The organism is Modicisalibacter sp. MOD 31.J (genome assembly GCF_020147985.1).
Taxonomy (GTDB): Bacteria; Pseudomonadota; Gammaproteobacteria; order Pseudomonadales; family Halomonadaceae; genus Modicisalibacter; species Modicisalibacter coralii.
In genome coordinates, this window is record NZ_JAGXFF010000003.1 from 112632 (window position 1) to 127684 (window position 15053).

A 15053-nucleotide genomic window follows, 5' to 3' on the forward strand; every position below is an offset into this window, starting at 1 on the left:
GTGTCATCGTCTCAGCCCCCCAGTACCAGCACGATCAGGATCAGCGTCGCCCCGGCGGCCATGGTGCCGGCGTAAAGGCGCAACTTGCCGGTCTGGGTCCGGCTCAGGCCACGATGCAGGCCCCAGGCAAGCCAGGCCGGCAGCAGCAGGATGCGATCGATGATGTCGCGCCGCAGCAGCCTCGTCAGGCCGCGATAGGGGCGCACGAACAGCCAGTCGTAGGCGATGTCGAAGCCCCAGGCCTGGTTCCAGAACCACCACAGGCGCGCTTCCCAGCCGCTCTGGACCCGCTCGGCGAGCCAGTCCCAGCGCTTGAAGAACAGCCACAGGGCGATCAGGATCCCGGCGACCGAGGTCGCCGAGGCGACGATGGCCACCACGGTATGGGCCATGCCGTGGTCGCCGGCGCCGGCCCCCTGCGGCAGCACGCCTTCCAGCGGCGGATGGATCCAGGCGCCGAGGAAGGTCGCCAGCACCGACAGCACCACCAGCGGCAGACCATGCACCAGGCCGCGCCCCGGTTCGGCGTGGCGCGCATTGTCGCTCTTCATCTCGCCGTGGAAGGTGCCGATGATCAGCCGCAGGGTGTACAGCGAGGTCAGCAGGGCCCCCACCAGGCCGGCCAGCAGTAGCCCGTTGTCGCCGGCGGCCAGTTCCTGCCAGAGGATCTCGTCCTTGCTGTAGTAGCCGGCGGTCACCAGGGGTAGTGCCGACAGCGCCGCCCCGCCGACCACGAAACCGATGTAGGCCAGCGGCAACCGGCGCCACAGGCCGCCCAGCCGGCGCATGTCCTGCTCGTGATGGCAGCTGACGATCACCGACCCGGCGGACAGGAACAGCAGCGCCTTGAAGAAGGCGTGGGTCATCAGGTGGAAGATCGCCGCATGGTAGGCCCCGGCGCCCAGCGCCAGGAACATGTAGCCGATCTGGCTCATCGTCGAGTAGGCCAGCACGCGCTTGATGTCGGTCTGGGCCAGTGCGGCGAACCCGGCCATCAGTAGCGTCAGCGCCCCGATCACCCCGACCAGATAGAGCACGTTCGGCGCCAGCTCGAAGATGCCGTGCATCCGCGCGACCAGATAGACCCCCGCAGTGACCATGGTCGCCGCGTGGATCAGCGCCGAGACCGGGGTGGGGCCGGCCATGGCGTCGGCCAGCCAGGTGTGCAGCGGCAACTGGGCCGACTTGCCCAGCGCCCCGCCGAGAATCAGCAGCGCCGCCACCTGTGCCTGCCAGGCGCCCTCGCTCCAGACCTCCGGCGCCCTGGCGAGGAGCTCGACGATATTCAGCGTGCCCAGTTCCCGGAACATCATGAACAGCCCGATGGCCAGGAAGACGTCGCCCAGCCGGGTGATGATGAATGCCTTGAAGGCCGCCCAGCCGTTGGCCGCGGTCTCGTAGTAGTAGCCGATCAGCAGATAGCTGCACAGGCCGACGCCTTCCCAGCCCAGGTAGAGCAGGAGCATGTTGTCGCCGAGCACCAACAGCATCATGCTGAACACGAACAGGTTCATGTAGGCGTAGAAGCGTGTCACCCCGGCCTCGCCCTGCATGTACCAGGCGGCGAACAGGTGGATCAAGAACCCCACGCCGGTGATGATGCCGGTCATGGTCAGCGACAGGCCGTCGAGACGCAGGCCGATGGTGGGCTGGAAATCGCCGACCGCGACCCAGGTCCACAGCGTCATGTCGACCGCCTCGCGGCCACCGGCGAGGAACTGCCAGATGACCCAGGCCGCGACCAGCGCCGCCAGGCCCACGCTGGTCACCCCGACCACCGCGCCGGCCCGCGGGCTGAGACGCCCGCGCGACAGCGAGATGATCAGGGTTCCGGCGAGCGGAAACAGGAATGTCAGGGGCAACAACGACATCGGCAGGTCCTCATCCTTGCATGCGACTGGCCGCGTCCACGTCCAGCGTCTTGAAGCGGTGGTGGAGCTGGATCAACAGCGCCAGGCCGATGCTCGCCTCGGCCGCCGCCAGGGTGATCACCAGCAGGAACATCCCCTGCCCTTCGGGCTGCCCCCAGGCCGTGCCGGCGACGATGAACGCCAGTGCCGCCGAGTTGAGCATGATCTCCAGGCTCATCAGCACGAACACCATGTTGCGCCGGCAGATCAGGCCGGCGAGGCCCAGCGTGAAGAGAATGGCGGCCAGGATCAGACCGTGCTCCATGGGAATACCGCTCATGAGGCCTCCTTGCGGGCTCCGGATTCACGACTCACCGGCGGCTTGGCCGGTGCCGGCAGCCGCCCCACGTGGGACGCGGTGACCAGCGCCGCCAGCAGCAGCATGGCGGCCAGTTCGACGATCAGCAGCCAGGGGCCGAACAGCAGCGTGCCCACGGCCTTGGCGGTGAGCAGATCGCCCGTGATCCGCTGGCTGCCATCGCCGCTCCACAGCGTGGCGACCAGGGTCAGCAGCAGGATGCCGGACAGCACCGCCGGGCCCAGCCAGACCCGCGGCTTGAGCCAGGCCCGCTCCTGGGCGACCACCGCATCGCCCAGGTTGAGCATCATCACCACGAACACGAACAGCACCATGATCGCCCCGGCGTAGACGATCACCTCGAGCGCCCCGGCGAAGGGCGCCCCCAGCGAGAAGAACACCAGCGCCACGCTGATCAGCGAGACGATCAGATAGAGCAGCGCATGCACCGGATTGGTGTTGGTGATCACGCCCAGGGTCGCGAGTACCGCGACCAGTCCACTCAGATAGAAGGCGATTTCCATGTCGTTCGTTACCCCGGTCAGGGAAGCAGTGTCTTGACGTCGATCGGCTCGGCCTCGTTGCGGGCCTTGCCCTTGTCCTTGCCGGCGATCGCCAGCCCCGCCACCTTGTAGAAGTGGTAGTCGTGATCCTTGCCGGGCCCATCGATCAGCAGGTCCTGCTTCTCGTAGACGAGTTCCTGGCGGCGGTACTCGCCCAACTCGAAATCGGGGGTGAGCTGGATCGCCGAGGTCGGGCAGGCCTCCTCGCACATGCCGCAGAAGATGCAGCGCGAGAAGTTGATACGGAAGAACTCCGGATACCAGCGGCCGTCCTCCCGCTCGCTCTTCTGCAGCGAGATGCAGGCCACCGGGCAGGCCACCGCACACAGGTTGCAGGCCACGCAGCGCTCCTCGCCGTCGGGATCGCGGGTGAGCACGATGCGCCCGCGATAGCGCGGCGGCAGATACACCGACTCTTCGGGATAGTTCAGCGTCTCCCGCTTGCGGAAACTGTGCATGAAGACCATGCCGATCGTGCGCAGCTGGGAAACGGTACCTTTGAGCACGTTCATCAACATCGCGGTCGCTCCTCGGTCACGACGGGTCGGCGAGCAGAATCACCGCCCCGGTCACCAGTAGATTGATCAGGGTCAGCGGCAGGCAGAACTTCCAGCCGAAGCTCATCACCCGGTCGTAGCGCGGTCGCGGCAGGGAAGCGCGCAGCAGCACGAAGAACACCAGGAAGGCGCCGGTCTTGAGCGCGAACCAGACGATCGGCGGCAGCCAGGGGCCGTGCCAGCCGCCGAAGAACAGCGTGACGATCAGCGCCGAGATCAGCACCATGCCGACGTATTCGCCGATGAAGAACATCCCGAACTTCATGCTCGAATACTCGATGTGGTAGCCGTCGGCGAGCTCCTGCTCGGCTTCGGGCTGGTCGAACGGGTGGCGGTGGGTCACCGCGATGCCGGCGATCAGGAAGGTGCAGAAGCCGAAGAACTGCGGGACCACGTACCACAGCCCCTCCTGGGCGTTGACGATCTCGCGCATGTTGAACGTCCCGGCCATCGCCACCACGCCCATCAGCGCCAGGCCCATGAACACTTCGTAGGAGAGTGTCTGCGCCGAGGCGCGCATGGCGCCGATCAGGGCGTACTTGTTGCCGCTCGACCAGCCGCCGAACAACACCGCATAGACGTTGATGCCGGCCATGGCGAGAAAGAACAGCAGGCCGATGTTGAAGTCGGCCACGCCCCAGCCCGGAGTGATGGGGATGATGATGAACGACAGCAGCAGCGAGGCCATGGCAATCGCCGGCGCCAGCACGAACATCGGCCGGTCGGCGAACGGCGGGATCCAGTCCTCCTTGAAGAAGATCTTGATCATGTCGGCGATCAACTGCAGCGAGCCGAAGGGCCCCACCCGGTTGGGCCCGTAGCGGTCCTGCCACAGCCCCAGCAGGCGGCGCTCGACCACGGTCATCACCGCCCCCAGCAGTACCGCACCCAGCAGGATCACCACCGCCTGGATCATGGCGATCAGGCTGGCGGCGATCGTCGGCGACAACCAGCTCATGAGCGATCCCCCCGGTCGGCGTGCGAGTCGGCCCCTCCGGCGCGGGGTGGCGGCGCCTCCCCGGCGGCGCTACGTGCCGCTGCCGCCACGGCGAGCCGCGCCCGCCCCCCGGCGACCAGGGCGGGATCGAGCCCCGCCGGCACGCCGATCATCCCGGCCGGGAAGGCCGGATCGAGGCGCACCGGCACGGTCAGGCTGCCGGCATCGCTGGACATCTCGACCAGCGCGCCGTCGGCGCAGCCCAGCCGCCCGGCGTCATCGGCGGAGAGCGTCAGCGCGGTGGGCGCGGCGCGCTCGATGATCGGCGCGGCCCGCGACGAGGTCTCGTCGCCGCCGAACAGCCGCGGCAGCACCACCACCTGCCATTCGCCGTCGCGGGGCCGGAAGCCCTCGGGGATCGCCGTGGCGTAGCGATAGTCGCCGGGTCGCGGCGCCAGCAGGCGCACGCCCGGGTCGCCGGCGCGCAGATGGCCGCCGACCTCGTCGGTGAACTTGTTCCAGGCCTGCGGCGAGTTCCACCCCGGCGCCCAGGCGAAGGCGACCTCCTCGCGCGGGCGGTCGTAGCCGTTGTAGCCCTCCATCGAGAAGGTGAACGGCGAATCGGGGTCCTGGGGCGCGCGCGGCTCGCTGACGTCGATGTGCGCGCGCATCGCGGTACGCCCGCTGTAGCGGTGCGGCTCGCGAGCCAGCTTGAGGCCGCGGACGCGGTAATCGGCCCCCGGCGCGGCGCCGATGATGCCGGCCAGCTCGGGATAGCGGCGGGCACAGTCGTGGGTCACGGCATCCAGGGCGATGTCGCCGACATCGTGGCGCAGCACGTCGGCACGCAGCGCATGCAGCCAGCGCCAGCTCTCGCGGATGCGGGTTTCGGGGCGGATATAGGCCGGATCGAAGACCTGGAAGAAGCGCTGGGCGCGGCCCTCGAGACTGACCAGAGTGCCGTCGGCTTCGGTGAAGGCGGCCGCCGGCAGGCCCAGGTGGGCATGTTCCCAGGTCGCCGTGCGCTGATGATCGAGCACCACCACGGTCGCCGCGGCATCCAGGGCGCGATCGACACGCGGCCCGGGCAGGCGTCGGTGGAGATCGTTCTCGAGGATCACCACGGCATCGGCGCGCTCGCTGTCGAGCTCGTCGAGGGCCCATTCCAGCGGCTCGCCGCCCATCATCGCCAGACCGGTGCTGTTGGCCTCGCGGCGTACCAGCAGCAGGCTGCCGTGACAGGCACGCCGCGCCAGGGCCCGCGCCACGTTGCCGGCGGCCTGGAGAATCGCTTCCGAGCCCAGCGAACCGCCGCTGATCACCAGCGGGCGCTTGGCGGCCGTCAGCCGGGCCGCGATGTCGCGGGCCGCGGCGCGGGTGGCCTCGTCGAGATCCGCGACCGCCGGGGCGTCGGCGTCGATCTCGTGGGCCACGGCGAAGCCCAGCCGGGCGATGTCGTCCGGCGCCAGGGCCCAGTTGGCGGCACACACGTCGTCCAGCTCGGTGGTCGTCGGGTAGGCGATGAACACCGGATGATAGTCGTCCTGGCCGAGGGTGCGCACGGCGGCGTCGTTCCAGGCGGGGATGCTGCGCTCGGCGGCCAGCGACTCGCGCCGCGCATAGGCCGCCTGGCGTACCGCCAGGCCGATGCGCGCCGCGCTCTGGATCAGGTCCTCGCCGAGCACCAGTACCGCGTCGTGGTCCTCGACGTCACGGATCGTCGGCGTGGGCAGCCCGCAACTGCGGCCGAGCTCGTGCATCAGCGACAGGCAACGCTGCTCGGCGGCGACGATGCCGGTCGAGAAGTTGCCCTCGCCGACCAGCTCGCGCAGTTGGTGGTTGCTCTCCAGGCTGGCCCGCGGCGAGCCGATGCCGATCACCCGGCGGGCGCTGCGCAGGCGGTCGGCGCCGCGGTCCAGGGCGGCATCGACCTCGAGCGTGACCCGCCCTTCGTCGCGTTCGCTGCGCCATTCGGGCAGGCGCGGGCGGTCATCGCGATTGACGTAGCCGTAGCCGAAGCGTCCGCGGTCGCAGAGGAAGTAGCGATTGACCTCGCCGTGGTAGCGGTTCTCGATGCGCCGGATGTCGCCGTAGCGCTCGCCGGGGCTGATGTTGCAGCCCACCGCGCACTGATGGCAGACACTCGGCGAGAACTGCAGGTCCCACTTGCGGGTGTAGCGCTCGGAGTGGGTCTGGTCGGTGAACACCCCGGTCGGGCACACCTCGGTCAGGTTGCCGGAGAAGGGGCTCTCCAGCACGCCGTCCTGATGGCGGCCGAAATAGACGTTGCTGTTGGCCCCGAAGGCCCCCAGATCGGTACCGCCGGCGTAGTCGCGATAGAAGCGCACGCAGCGGTAGCAGGTGATGCAGCGGTTCATCTCGTGGGCGATGAAGGGCCCCAGGTACTGGTTGCGGTGGGTCCGCTTGCGGAAGCGATAGCGCCGGCGGTCATGGCCGGTCATCACCGTCATGTCCTGGAGGTGGCAGTGGCCGCCCTCCTCGCACACCGGACAGTCGTGGGGGTGGTTGGTCATCAGCCACTCGATGACGCTGGCGCGGAACTCGCGGGCCTCGTCGTCGTCGATCGAGATCCAGGTGCCGTCGGATGCCGGCGTCATGCACGACATCACCAGCTTGCCCTGGGTATCGTCGGCGTCCTTGTACTGCTTGACCGCGCACTGGCGACAGGCGCCCACGCTGCCCATCGCCGGGTGCCAGCAAAAATAGGGGACATCGAGGCCCAGCGAGAGGCAGGCGTCGAGCAGGTTGTCCGCCCCGTCCACGTCGTAGCGCTGACCGTCCACGTGAATCGTCGCCATGCCTTACCTCGCCTCCTGATGAATGAAACGGCTCATACCTCGCCCACCGGAATCGGATCGGCATGGGCCACGCCCGTGGGGTGCGCGACGCCGCGCTCGAACTCCTCACGGAAGTACTTGAGGGCCGACTGCAGCGGCATCGCCGCCCCCGGGGCATGGGCGCAGAAGGTCTTGCCCGGGCCCAGGTCGTCGGCCAGCTTGTCGAGCATCTCGATGTCGCCGCGCTCGCCCTCGCCGGCCTCCAGCGCCTGGAGCAGCTTGACCGACCAGGGCAGGCCGTCGCGGCACGGCGTGCACCAGCCGCAGGATTCACGGGCGAAGAACTGCTCGAGGTTGCGCACCAGAGAGAGCACGCTCTGGTCCTCGTTGATCACCGTCAGCAGCCCCGTGCCCAGGCGGCTGCCCAGCTTGCCGATGGTGTCGAAATCGAGCGCCGAGTCGAGATGCTCGGGCAGCAGGAAGCCGGTACTGCCGCCGCCGGGCAGCCAGGTCTTGAGCGCCTTGCCGTCGCGCATGCCGCCGGCGCGTTCGAGCAGTTCGCTCGCCGGGGTGCCGATCGGCAGCTCCCACAGGCCGGTGCGCTCGACCTTGCCCGAGACACCGAACAGCTTGGTGCCGCCGTCGTTGCTCAGGTCGCCGGAGAGATCCTGGTACCACTTGGCACCGTGGTACATCACCCCGGGCGCGTTGCAGAAGGTCTCGACGTTGTTGACCACGGTGGGCTTGCCCCAGGCCCCGGACTGCCCGGGGAAGGGTGGCTTGGCCCGCGGGTTGGCGCGCTTGCCCTCCAGCGAGCTGATCAGCGCGGTCTCCTCGCCGCAGATGTAGCGGCCGGCCCCGGTATGCAGGGCGATGTCGAAGTCGAAGCCGCTGCCGGCGATGTCGTTGCCCAGCCAGCCGGCGGCCCGCGCCTCGTCGAGCGCCTGTTGCACGGCGCGGGCCGCCTCGACGTACTCGCCGCGCAGGAAGATGTAGCCGAAGCGCGAGTGGTTGGCGTAGGCACCGAGGATCATGCCCTCGATCAGCAGGTGCGGCTGCTGTTCGAGCAGCAGGCGATCCTTGAAGGTGCCGGGCTCCATCTCGTCGGCGTTGCAGACCAGGTAACCGCGCGGGATCCCCGGCCCCTTCATGGTCAGGCTCCACTTCATGCCCGCCGAGAAGCCGGCACCGCCGCGCCCGCGGACATTGGCCTCCTTCATGGTCGCGATGACGTCGTCGGCGGTGCGCTGGTTGAGGACCTCGCGAACCGCGGCATAGCCCTGCTTCTCGACGTATTCGTCGAGGCCCACCCGGGCACCGTCCTCGCGCAGCCGCCAGGTCAGCGGATGCGTCTCGGCGCGGCGCTCGGCGGCGCTCTGGCGCAGCTGGCTGTGATATCGCCTCACGCTCATGCGTAGCCCTCCAGCAGGTCGGCCAGCTCGTCGGGGGCGACGGGGCCGTAGGTCTGGTCGTCGATCATCAGTGCCGGCCCGCGGTCGCAGGCCCCCAGACAGCACACCGGCAGCAGCGTGAAGCGGCCGTCGGCGGTGGTCTGGCCGTAACCGATGCCGAGCCGCTCGGACAGGGCGTCGCGCAGCTGCTCGTAGTCGTTGAGAAAGCACGAGCTGCTGTCGCAGAGCAGGATGACGTGGCGCCCCACCGGCTGGCGGAAGATCAGGCTGTAGAAGGTCGCCACGCCCTCGACGTCGGCGGGGCCCACGCCCAGGACGTCGGCGATCGCCGGAATGGCGGCGTCGGGCACCCAGCCGTGTCGACGCTGGACGATCTTGAGCGCCTCGATGCAGGCTGCCTGGGGCTGCTCGTAGTGGTCGCGCTCGTGCTCGATGGCGCGGCGGTCCTCGGCCTCGAGGACGAAACCGTCGCTGGCGATTGTGCGTGCGGTGTCGGTCATGGTCAGCGGTCCACGTCGGCCATCACGAAATCGATACTCCCCAGGTGCGCGATCAGGTCGGGCACGAAGCCGCCGCGCATCACCGCCGGAATCTGCTGCAGATGCGGGAAGCTCGGCGTGCGGATGCGCGTGCGATAGCTCATGGTGTTGCCGTCACTGGTCAGGTAGTAGCTGTTGATGCCCTTGGTCGCCTCGGCCATCTGGAACGACTCGTTGGGCTTGAGCACCGGCCCCCACGACACCTGCAGGAAGTGGGTGATCAGCGTCTCGATGTGCTGCAGCATCTTCTCGCGCGGCGGCGGCGTGGTCAGTGGATGATCGGCCTTGTAATCGCCGGCGGGCATGTTGTCGACGCACTGGCGGATGATCCGCAGACTCTGGCGCATCTCCTCGATGCGCAGCTGGCCGCGGTCGAAGACGTCGCCGTTGCTGCCCAGCGGCACCTCGAAGTCGAAGTTCTCGTAGCCGCCGTAGGGGCGTTTCTTGCGCAGGTCGAAGTCGCAGCCGGTGGCCCGCAGGTTGGGCCCGGTGACCCCCCAGGCCAGCGCCTCGCGGGTGGTGAAGGCGGCGACGTGGCGGGTACGCTCGCGGACGATGGCGTTCTCCATCATCGCCCGCTCGTACTCGACCAGGCGCTTGGGCATCCAGTCGAGGAAGCCCTTGACCAGGGTGTCCCAGCCCTTGGGCAGGTCCATCGCCACCCCGCCGATGCGGAACCACGCCGGGTGCATGCGGAAGCCGGTGATCGCCTCGATCACCTCGTAGGCCTTCTGCCGATCGGTGAAGGTGAAGAACACCGGGGTCATCGCCCCCAGGTCCTGCAGGTAGGTGCCCAGGAACAGCAGGTGGCTGTTGATGCGGAACATCTCCGCCATCATGATGCGGATGGTCTTGACGCGGTCGGGCACCTCGATGCCGGCGAGCTTCTCCACCGCCAGCACGTAGGGGAAGTTGTTCATCACCCCGCCGGTATAGTCGATTCGGTCGGTGTAGGGGATGAAGCTGTGCCAGGACTGCCGCTCGCCCATCTTCTCGGCGCCCCGGTGGTGGTAGCCGATGTCCGGCACGCAGTCGACGATCTCCTCGCCGTCGAGCTGCAGCACGATGCGAAACGCGCCGTGCGCCGAGGGGTGGTTGGGACCGAGGTTGAGGAACATGAACTCGGTGTCGGCGTTCTCGCGGCGCATGCCCCACTCCTCGGGCTTGAACTGCAGCGCCTTCTGCTCGACGTCCTGGCCTTCCACGGTGAGCGTGTAGGGATCGAACTCGGTGGCCCGGGCGCCGTGGTCCTTGCGCAGCGGGTGGCCGTTCCAGGTCGGCGGCATGAGAATCCGGGTGAGGTGCGGATGGCCGGCGAAATCGATGCCGAACATGTCCCACACCTCGCGCTCGTACCAGTTGGCGTTGGGGTAGCGAGAGACCACGCTGGGGAGCTTCAGATCGCTCTCGGCGAGCGCCACCTTGAGCATCACGTCGCGATTCCGCGAGATCGACATCAGGTGGTAGAAGACCGTGAAATCGGACGCCGGCAGGCCGCGGCGATTGGCGCGCAGGCGTTCGTCGATCGCCGAGAGATCGAAGAGCAGCTCGAACGGCTCGGGCATGTCGCGCAGGAAGCCGAGCGCCTCGGTAAGCGCCTCGCGAGCGATCCACAGCACCGGCATTCCGGTCAGCGTGGCCTGTTCGAGGATGGCGTGATCGCCGAAGCGCTGCTTGAGCGCGGCGACGACCGGATCGTCGGTGATCCCGGCGGCCGTGTGATCGGTTGTCGGTGTGTCAGCGCTCATGGACGTCGGCAGGCTCCTCGACTGAAAGTGGACACGGCTCAGATGCTGTCGGGCGTACGCAGTTCGGTGGCCTGGATACGCCGATCCCGGTGCTTCTCGCGCTGCGACGGCATCTCGGCGCGATAGACACCCTGGTCGCCGACCACCCAGGACAGCGGCCGGCGCTCCTCCTGGATCGAGTCCTGCAACAGCTGCAGACCCTGGAGGAAGGCTTCGGGGCGCGGCGGGCAGCCCGGCACGTAGACGTCCACCGGCAGGAACTTGTCGACACCCTGAACCACCGAATAGATGTCGTACATGCCGCCGGAATTGGCGCAGGAGCCCATCGAGATCACCCACTTGGGCTCGAGCATCTGGTCATAGAGTTGCTGGATGACCGGCGCCATCTTGATGAAGCAGGTGCCGGCGATGACCATGAAGTCGGCCTGACGCGGGGAGGCGCGAATCACCTCGGAACCGAAACGGGCGACGTCGTGCGGCGCGGTGAAGGCGGTGGTCATCTCCACGTAACAGCACGACAGGCCGAAATTGTAGGGCCACAGGGAGTTCTTGCGCCCCCAGTTGACCGCCGAATTGAGCACCTCTTCCAGCTTGCCGGTGAAGACGTTGCGATGCACCTGCTGCTTCATCGGGTCTTCCTCGACCCGCTGCCGCTCTCCGAGCGGGTAACGCTCGTCCGCTGCCACAGCATCTTCGGCACGCGTCAGGGTATAAGGCATGCGACTCCTCCAGCGAACTCTAGTCGTCTGTTGTCATGGGGCCCGGGCCCCGACCGGTCGGGTGTCAGGCCCCCGGTTCGCGCATCTTGCGCTTCGGCGCCCACTCCAGGGCACCGACCCGGCTGTCGTAGACCAGGCCGGCCAGCAGGATGAAGATGAACACCGCTGCACCGATGAAGCCGGCCCAGCCCACCTCGCGGACCGACACGGCCCAGGCGAACAGGAACACGGCCTCGATATCGAAGATCACGAACAGCATCGCGACCAGGTAGAACTTGACGGAAAAACGTTGGCGTGCACTGCCGGCGCCGATCACGCCGGATTCGAAAGGCAGGGATTTGCTACGCCCCTTGCTGCGCCCGCCCAGCAGAGCGGCAGCGCCGATCATGAACGCGCAGAGACCGACGACGGCGATGACGAAGAGCCCCACGGCCCAATGCTGCGCGATGATCGAAGTGGCGTCGTGCTGGTTCATACACTCCCTCGTTCAAACCCTATCACGGAACGAACGCGAATCCGTGGCCGCCTGCGACGACAACGACCCTCACCGGACGCGCTCGAACAGTATACGTTAAGCATAGGAGATCATTAGAGAATTGTCAGAGACAAGCCGTACTTTTGGAGTAGCGCGACTGAGTGAGAATCGTTTACCGCAGTGCAGCAAGCGACCGCTCACCCGCCAGACCCTGAGGACCATGCCCGCCTCAACACATCACGCTCAGCCAACGCTCGGCCAGCCACAGCACCACGGCATAGCGCAATCCCTTGGCAACCCCGATCAGCAACGCGGCACGCCAGACGGACAGACGCATCACCCCGGCGGCGACCGTCAGGGCATCGCCGACCAGCGGCACCCAGGACAGCAGCAGACTCCAGGCGCCCGCCCGGGCGTACCACGCCTCGGCGCGGGCCAGCGCCCGGGGCCCCGCCGGGAACCAGCGACGGTTCTCGAAGTGACGGGCATAGCGCCCCAGCGCGACGTTGATCAACCCGCCCAGGGTATTGCCCAGCGTCGCCACCAGCCACAACGCGGCGGCCGGCTGTCCCGCGCACCATTGGCGTGCCAGCCAGACCTCGGAGCCGCCCGGCAGCAACGTGGCGCTGGCCAGCGCCACCAGAAACAGGCTCAGCATGGCCGGACCGCCGCCCCATGGGCTAGGCTATAGCCCCCCACAGCGCATGAAATGGGTTCGTCGATGTCCGAGACTCCCCGTATCGCCAATGTCCTGACCATCGCCGGCTCCGATCCGTCGGGCGGGGCCGGCATTCAGGCCGATCTCAAGACCTTCTCGGCCCAGGGTACCTATGGCACCAGCGTGATCACCGCGCTCACCGCCCAGAATACCCGGGGAGTGGCGGGCGTTCATCCGGTGCCGGTGGACTTCATCGCCGCTCAGCTCGATACCCTGTTCGACGATGTTGCGATCGATGCCGTGAAGATCGGCATGGTCGCCAGCCGCGAGGTAGCCGAGACGATTCGCGAGCGGCTCGAACGCCGCCGCCCGCGCTGGATCGTGCTCGATCCGGTGATGGTCGCCAAGAGCGGCGATCTGCTGGTCGACGATGCCGGCATTCGGGCCGTGCGCGACGTGCTGGTGCCGCTCGCCGATCTGATCACTCCCAACCTGCCCGAGGCCGCGGTGCTGCTGGATAGCCCCGCCGTCGACTCGCCGCAAGCGATGGAAGCCCTGCTGCCGGCCCTCCAGGCGCTGGGGGCACCGCACGTGCTGCTCAAGGGCGGGCACCTCGAGGGCGAGCGCTGCCCGGACCTGCTGAGTTCGCCGGAAGGCGCCAGCTGGCTGGAGGCCGAGCGGGTCGCCACGCCCAACCTGCACGGTACCGGCTGCTCGCTGTCATCGGCCATCGCCGCCCGGCTGGCCCGTGGCGATAGCCTGGTGGGCGCCGTCCAGCACGCCAAGGTCTGGCTCAGCCAGGCACTGCACGAGAGCCACCGTCTGTCGGTGGGGCGAGGGTGTGGGCCGGTCCACCATTTCCACGCCTGGTGGTAGGGCGCCCACCGTCTGCAGATAGGGCCACGACGGGTGAGTGGCCGGCGTCGATAACGGGTTTCCCTTGCAGGGGCGCGCCCCGCGCACCATGCTGGAAGCACGCCGCTCGTTCACCCCGGCGGGACGACCTGCCGGCCATCGCAGGAACGCTCTCGTGGAGGATGCCGACCATGCCCCAGACGCTGCTGTTCGCCTGTGACCTGTCCGCCGAGAACCGCGCCGGCTTCGCCCGGGCGATCCGCATGGCCGTGGAGGGCGGCGCCCGGCTCGACGTCCTTCACGTGCTCGACCCGTACCTGCCGCACCGGGCACTGCACGATCTCGAAAGCGCCGTGGTCGACGAGATGGAACGCACGCTGACCGACCTGCGCGAGGACTATGCCCTGGCCGCACCCGAGACGCTGATCCAGACGGTCGCCGGCGCGCCCTATGCCGAGATCATTCGCGAGGCCCACGAGCGCGAGGCCGATCTGATACTGCTCGGTGCCCACCGCAAGCGCGGCCAGCCGGAGCTGGTCAGCGGCACCACCCTGGCCCGGGTAATGCGCAGCGCGCCCTGCCCGGTCTTCACGATCAGCCATCCCGCCAACCAGGAGTGGCACGACATCCTGGTGCCCATCGACTTCTCGCTGCCCTGCCGGCACACCCTGCGCGAGGTCATCACCCGCTTCCCGGAGGCCCGCCTGACCCTGCTGCACGCCTGGTGCATTCCCGGCGAAAGCGAGCTGGCCTCGAACGGTGACTACGCCCGCTGGCGCGACCGCGAGGTGAGGCGCTTGAGAAGCCGGCTCGAAGAAGAGGTCGAGCGGTTGATGAGCGAGGTGGGCGAGGTACCCGAGCTCGAACTGGTCCTCGAACAGGGCGAGCCGCTGGAGGTGCTGATGGGCCGCCTGCGGCGCCAGCCGCCCGACCTGCTGGCGCTGAGCAGCCAGTCCCGCGTCGGCCGTCAGAGCGCGTTGACCGAGCGGCTGCTGGCCGAGCCTCACTGCGACCTGATGGTCTGCCGGGCCTGGTGACCACCCGCGCTTGCGTCAGGCCGGCACCTGGGGCAGCGTAGCGCTCTGCCACCCCCCGACCACGAGGCGAGCATGCGGGCACTCATCCAGCGCGTCAGCCGCGCCAGCGTCACCGTCGACGACCGCACGGTGGGCGCCATCGACCAGGGTCTGCTGGCGCTGATCGGCGTCGAGCGCGACGACGACGAGGACAAGGCCGACCGGCTGCTTCACAAGCTGCTTCACTACCGGGTCTTCGCCGACGACACCGGGCGCATGAACCGTAACCTGCAGCAGGCCGGCGGCGGGCTGCTGCTGGTCTCGCAGTTCACCCTGGCCGCCGATACCCGCAAGGGGCTGCGTCCCGGCTTTTCGAGCGCCGCCCCGCCGGCCGAGGGCGACCGGCTGTTCCACTACCTGCTCGGCGCCGCCCGCGAGGCCTGGCCGCAGGTCGCCAGCGGCGAGTTCGGCGCCAACATGCAGGTCAGCCTGATCAACGACGGCCCGGTGACCTTCCTGCTGGAAACCTGACCCGCGCCCCTCTCCACGCCGGACCGGGGCCGGCGTG

Annotated in this window: 15 protein-coding genes; 3 read left to right on the forward strand and 12 right to left on the reverse strand. The window is 68.3% G+C overall.

What is annotated here, in order from left to right:
* Positions 1–11: 11 nt before the first annotated feature.
* From nuoL to KGR00_RS11205, 12 genes are all read right to left on the reverse strand, one after another.
* Positions 12–1871 carry an NADH-quinone oxidoreductase subunit L gene (nuoL, locus tag KGR00_RS11150; protein ID WP_129141045.1) on the reverse strand — a complete coding sequence of 620 codons (1860 nt, stop codon included), beginning with the start codon at positions 1869–1871 and terminating at the stop codon, positions 12–14.
* Between the two features lie 10 nt (positions 1872–1881).
* Complete coding sequence (gene nuoK / locus KGR00_RS11155; protein ID WP_129141044.1) at positions 1882–2190, reverse strand: NADH-quinone oxidoreductase subunit NuoK; 309 nt, start codon at positions 2188–2190, stop codon at positions 1882–1884.
* The gene (nuoJ, locus tag KGR00_RS11160; protein WP_129141043.1) at positions 2187–2732 is read right to left on the reverse strand and encodes an NADH-quinone oxidoreductase subunit J; all 546 of its coding nucleotides are present in this window, start codon (positions 2730–2732) and stop codon (positions 2187–2189) included. The genes nuoK and nuoJ overlap by 4 nt, the downstream gene beginning before the upstream one ends.
* A 17-nt stretch (positions 2733–2749) precedes the next feature.
* A complete protein-coding gene (nuoI, locus tag KGR00_RS11165; protein WP_129141042.1) occupies positions 2750–3289 on the reverse strand; it encodes an NADH-quinone oxidoreductase subunit NuoI in 540 nt (179 codons plus the stop codon).
* A gap of 16 nt (positions 3290–3305) precedes the next feature.
* Positions 3306–4286 carry an NADH-quinone oxidoreductase subunit NuoH gene (nuoH, locus tag KGR00_RS11170; RefSeq protein ID WP_129141041.1) on the reverse strand — a complete coding sequence of 327 codons (981 nt, stop codon included), beginning with the start codon at positions 4284–4286 and terminating at the stop codon, positions 3306–3308.
* The gene (nuoG, locus tag KGR00_RS11175) at positions 4283–7084 is read right to left on the reverse strand and encodes an NADH-quinone oxidoreductase subunit NuoG (protein ID WP_224418606.1); all 2802 of its coding nucleotides are present in this window, start codon (positions 7082–7084) and stop codon (positions 4283–4285) included. The genes nuoH and nuoG overlap by 4 nt, the downstream gene beginning before the upstream one ends.
* 32 nt (positions 7085–7116) lie before the next feature.
* Positions 7117–8475, reverse strand: coding sequence for an NADH-quinone oxidoreductase subunit NuoF (gene nuoF, locus KGR00_RS11180; protein ID WP_129141039.1), 1359 nt, complete (start codon positions 8473–8475; stop codon positions 7117–7119).
* Entirely contained in the window at positions 8472–8975 is a 504-nt protein-coding gene (gene nuoE, locus KGR00_RS11185; protein WP_129141038.1) for an NADH-quinone oxidoreductase subunit NuoE, read from the reverse strand. Before nuoE ends, nuoF begins: the two co-directional genes overlap by 4 nt.
* 2 nt (positions 8976–8977) lie before the next feature.
* Entirely contained in the window at positions 8978–10762 is a 1785-nt protein-coding gene (gene nuoC, locus KGR00_RS11190) for an NADH-quinone oxidoreductase subunit C/D (RefSeq protein WP_129141037.1), read from the reverse strand.
* Between the two features lie 38 nt (positions 10763–10800).
* A complete protein-coding gene (locus KGR00_RS11195; RefSeq protein WP_129141036.1) occupies positions 10801–11481 on the reverse strand; it encodes an NADH-quinone oxidoreductase subunit B in 681 nt (226 codons plus the stop codon).
* Between the two features lie 64 nt (positions 11482–11545).
* Entirely contained in the window at positions 11546–11956 is a 411-nt protein-coding gene (locus tag KGR00_RS11200; protein ID WP_129141035.1) for an NADH-quinone oxidoreductase subunit A, read from the reverse strand.
* Positions 11957–12185: 229 nt separating this feature from the next.
* The gene (locus tag KGR00_RS11205; protein ID WP_224418605.1) at positions 12186–12614 is read right to left on the reverse strand and encodes a YqaA family protein; all 429 of its coding nucleotides are present in this window, start codon (positions 12612–12614) and stop codon (positions 12186–12188) included.
* A gap of 63 nt (positions 12615–12677) precedes the next feature.
* On the opposite strand from KGR00_RS11205, the gene thiD reads away from it, so the two are divergent.
* The 3 genes from thiD to dtd all read left to right on the forward strand — a co-directional run bounded on the left by thiD (position 12678) and on the right by dtd (position 15016).
* Positions 12678–13490, forward strand: coding sequence for a bifunctional hydroxymethylpyrimidine kinase/phosphomethylpyrimidine kinase (thiD, locus tag KGR00_RS11210; protein ID WP_224418604.1), 813 nt, complete (start codon positions 12678–12680; stop codon positions 13488–13490).
* Between the two features lie 170 nt (positions 13491–13660).
* A complete protein-coding gene (locus KGR00_RS11215; protein ID WP_129141032.1) occupies positions 13661–14506 on the forward strand; it encodes a universal stress protein in 846 nt (281 codons plus the stop codon).
* Positions 14507–14578: 72 nt separating this feature from the next.
* On the forward strand, positions 14579–15016 hold the full coding sequence (dtd, locus tag KGR00_RS11220; RefSeq protein ID WP_129141031.1) for a D-aminoacyl-tRNA deacylase: 438 nt from the start codon (positions 14579–14581) through the stop codon (positions 15014–15016).
* The last annotated feature ends 37 nt before the right edge of the window (positions 15017–15053 follow it).

Coding starts and splice junctions, on each gene's coding strand:
- nuoL (WP_129141045.1), bottom strand. CDS start 1,871: ATGTCGTTGTTGCCCCTGACATTCCTGTTTCCGCTCGCCGGAACCCTG.
- nuoK (WP_129141044.1), bottom strand. CDS start 2,190: ATGAGCGGTATTCCCATGGAGCACGGTCTGATCCTGGCCGCCATTCTC.
- nuoJ (WP_129141043.1), bottom strand. CDS start 2,732: ATGGAAATCGCCTTCTATCTGAGTGGACTGGTCGCGGTACTCGCGACC.
- nuoI (WP_129141042.1), bottom strand. CDS start 3,289: ATGTTGATGAACGTGCTCAAAGGTACCGTTTCCCAGCTGCGCACGATC.
- nuoH (WP_129141041.1), bottom strand. CDS start 4,286: ATGAGCTGGTTGTCGCCGACGATCGCCGCCAGCCTGATCGCCATGATC.
- nuoG (WP_224418606.1), bottom strand. CDS start 7,084: ATGGCGACGATTCACGTGGACGGTCAGCGCTACGACGTGGACGGGGCG.
- nuoF (WP_129141039.1), bottom strand. CDS start 8,475: ATGAGCGTGAGGCGATATCACAGCCAGCTGCGCCAGAGCGCCGCCGAG.
- nuoE (WP_129141038.1), bottom strand. CDS start 8,975: ATGACCGACACCGCACGCACAATCGCCAGCGACGGTTTCGTCCTCGAG.
- nuoC (WP_129141037.1), bottom strand. CDS start 10,762: ATGAGCGCTGACACACCGACAACCGATCACACGGCCGCCGGGATCACC.
- KGR00_RS11195 (WP_129141036.1), bottom strand. CDS start 11,481: ATGCCTTATACCCTGACGCGTGCCGAAGATGCTGTGGCAGCGGACGAG.
- KGR00_RS11200 (WP_129141035.1), bottom strand. CDS start 11,956: ATGAACCAGCACGACGCCACTTCGATCATCGCGCAGCATTGGGCCGTG.
- KGR00_RS11205 (WP_224418605.1), bottom strand. CDS start 12,614: ATGCTGAGCCTGTTTCTGGTGGCGCTGGCCAGCGCCACGTTGCTGCCG.
- thiD (WP_224418604.1), top strand. CDS start 12,678: ATGTCCGAGACTCCCCGTATCGCCAATGTCCTGACCATCGCCGGCTCC.
- KGR00_RS11215 (WP_129141032.1), top strand. CDS start 13,661: ATGCCCCAGACGCTGCTGTTCGCCTGTGACCTGTCCGCCGAGAACCGC.
- dtd (WP_129141031.1), top strand. CDS start 14,579: ATGCGGGCACTCATCCAGCGCGTCAGCCGCGCCAGCGTCACCGTCGAC.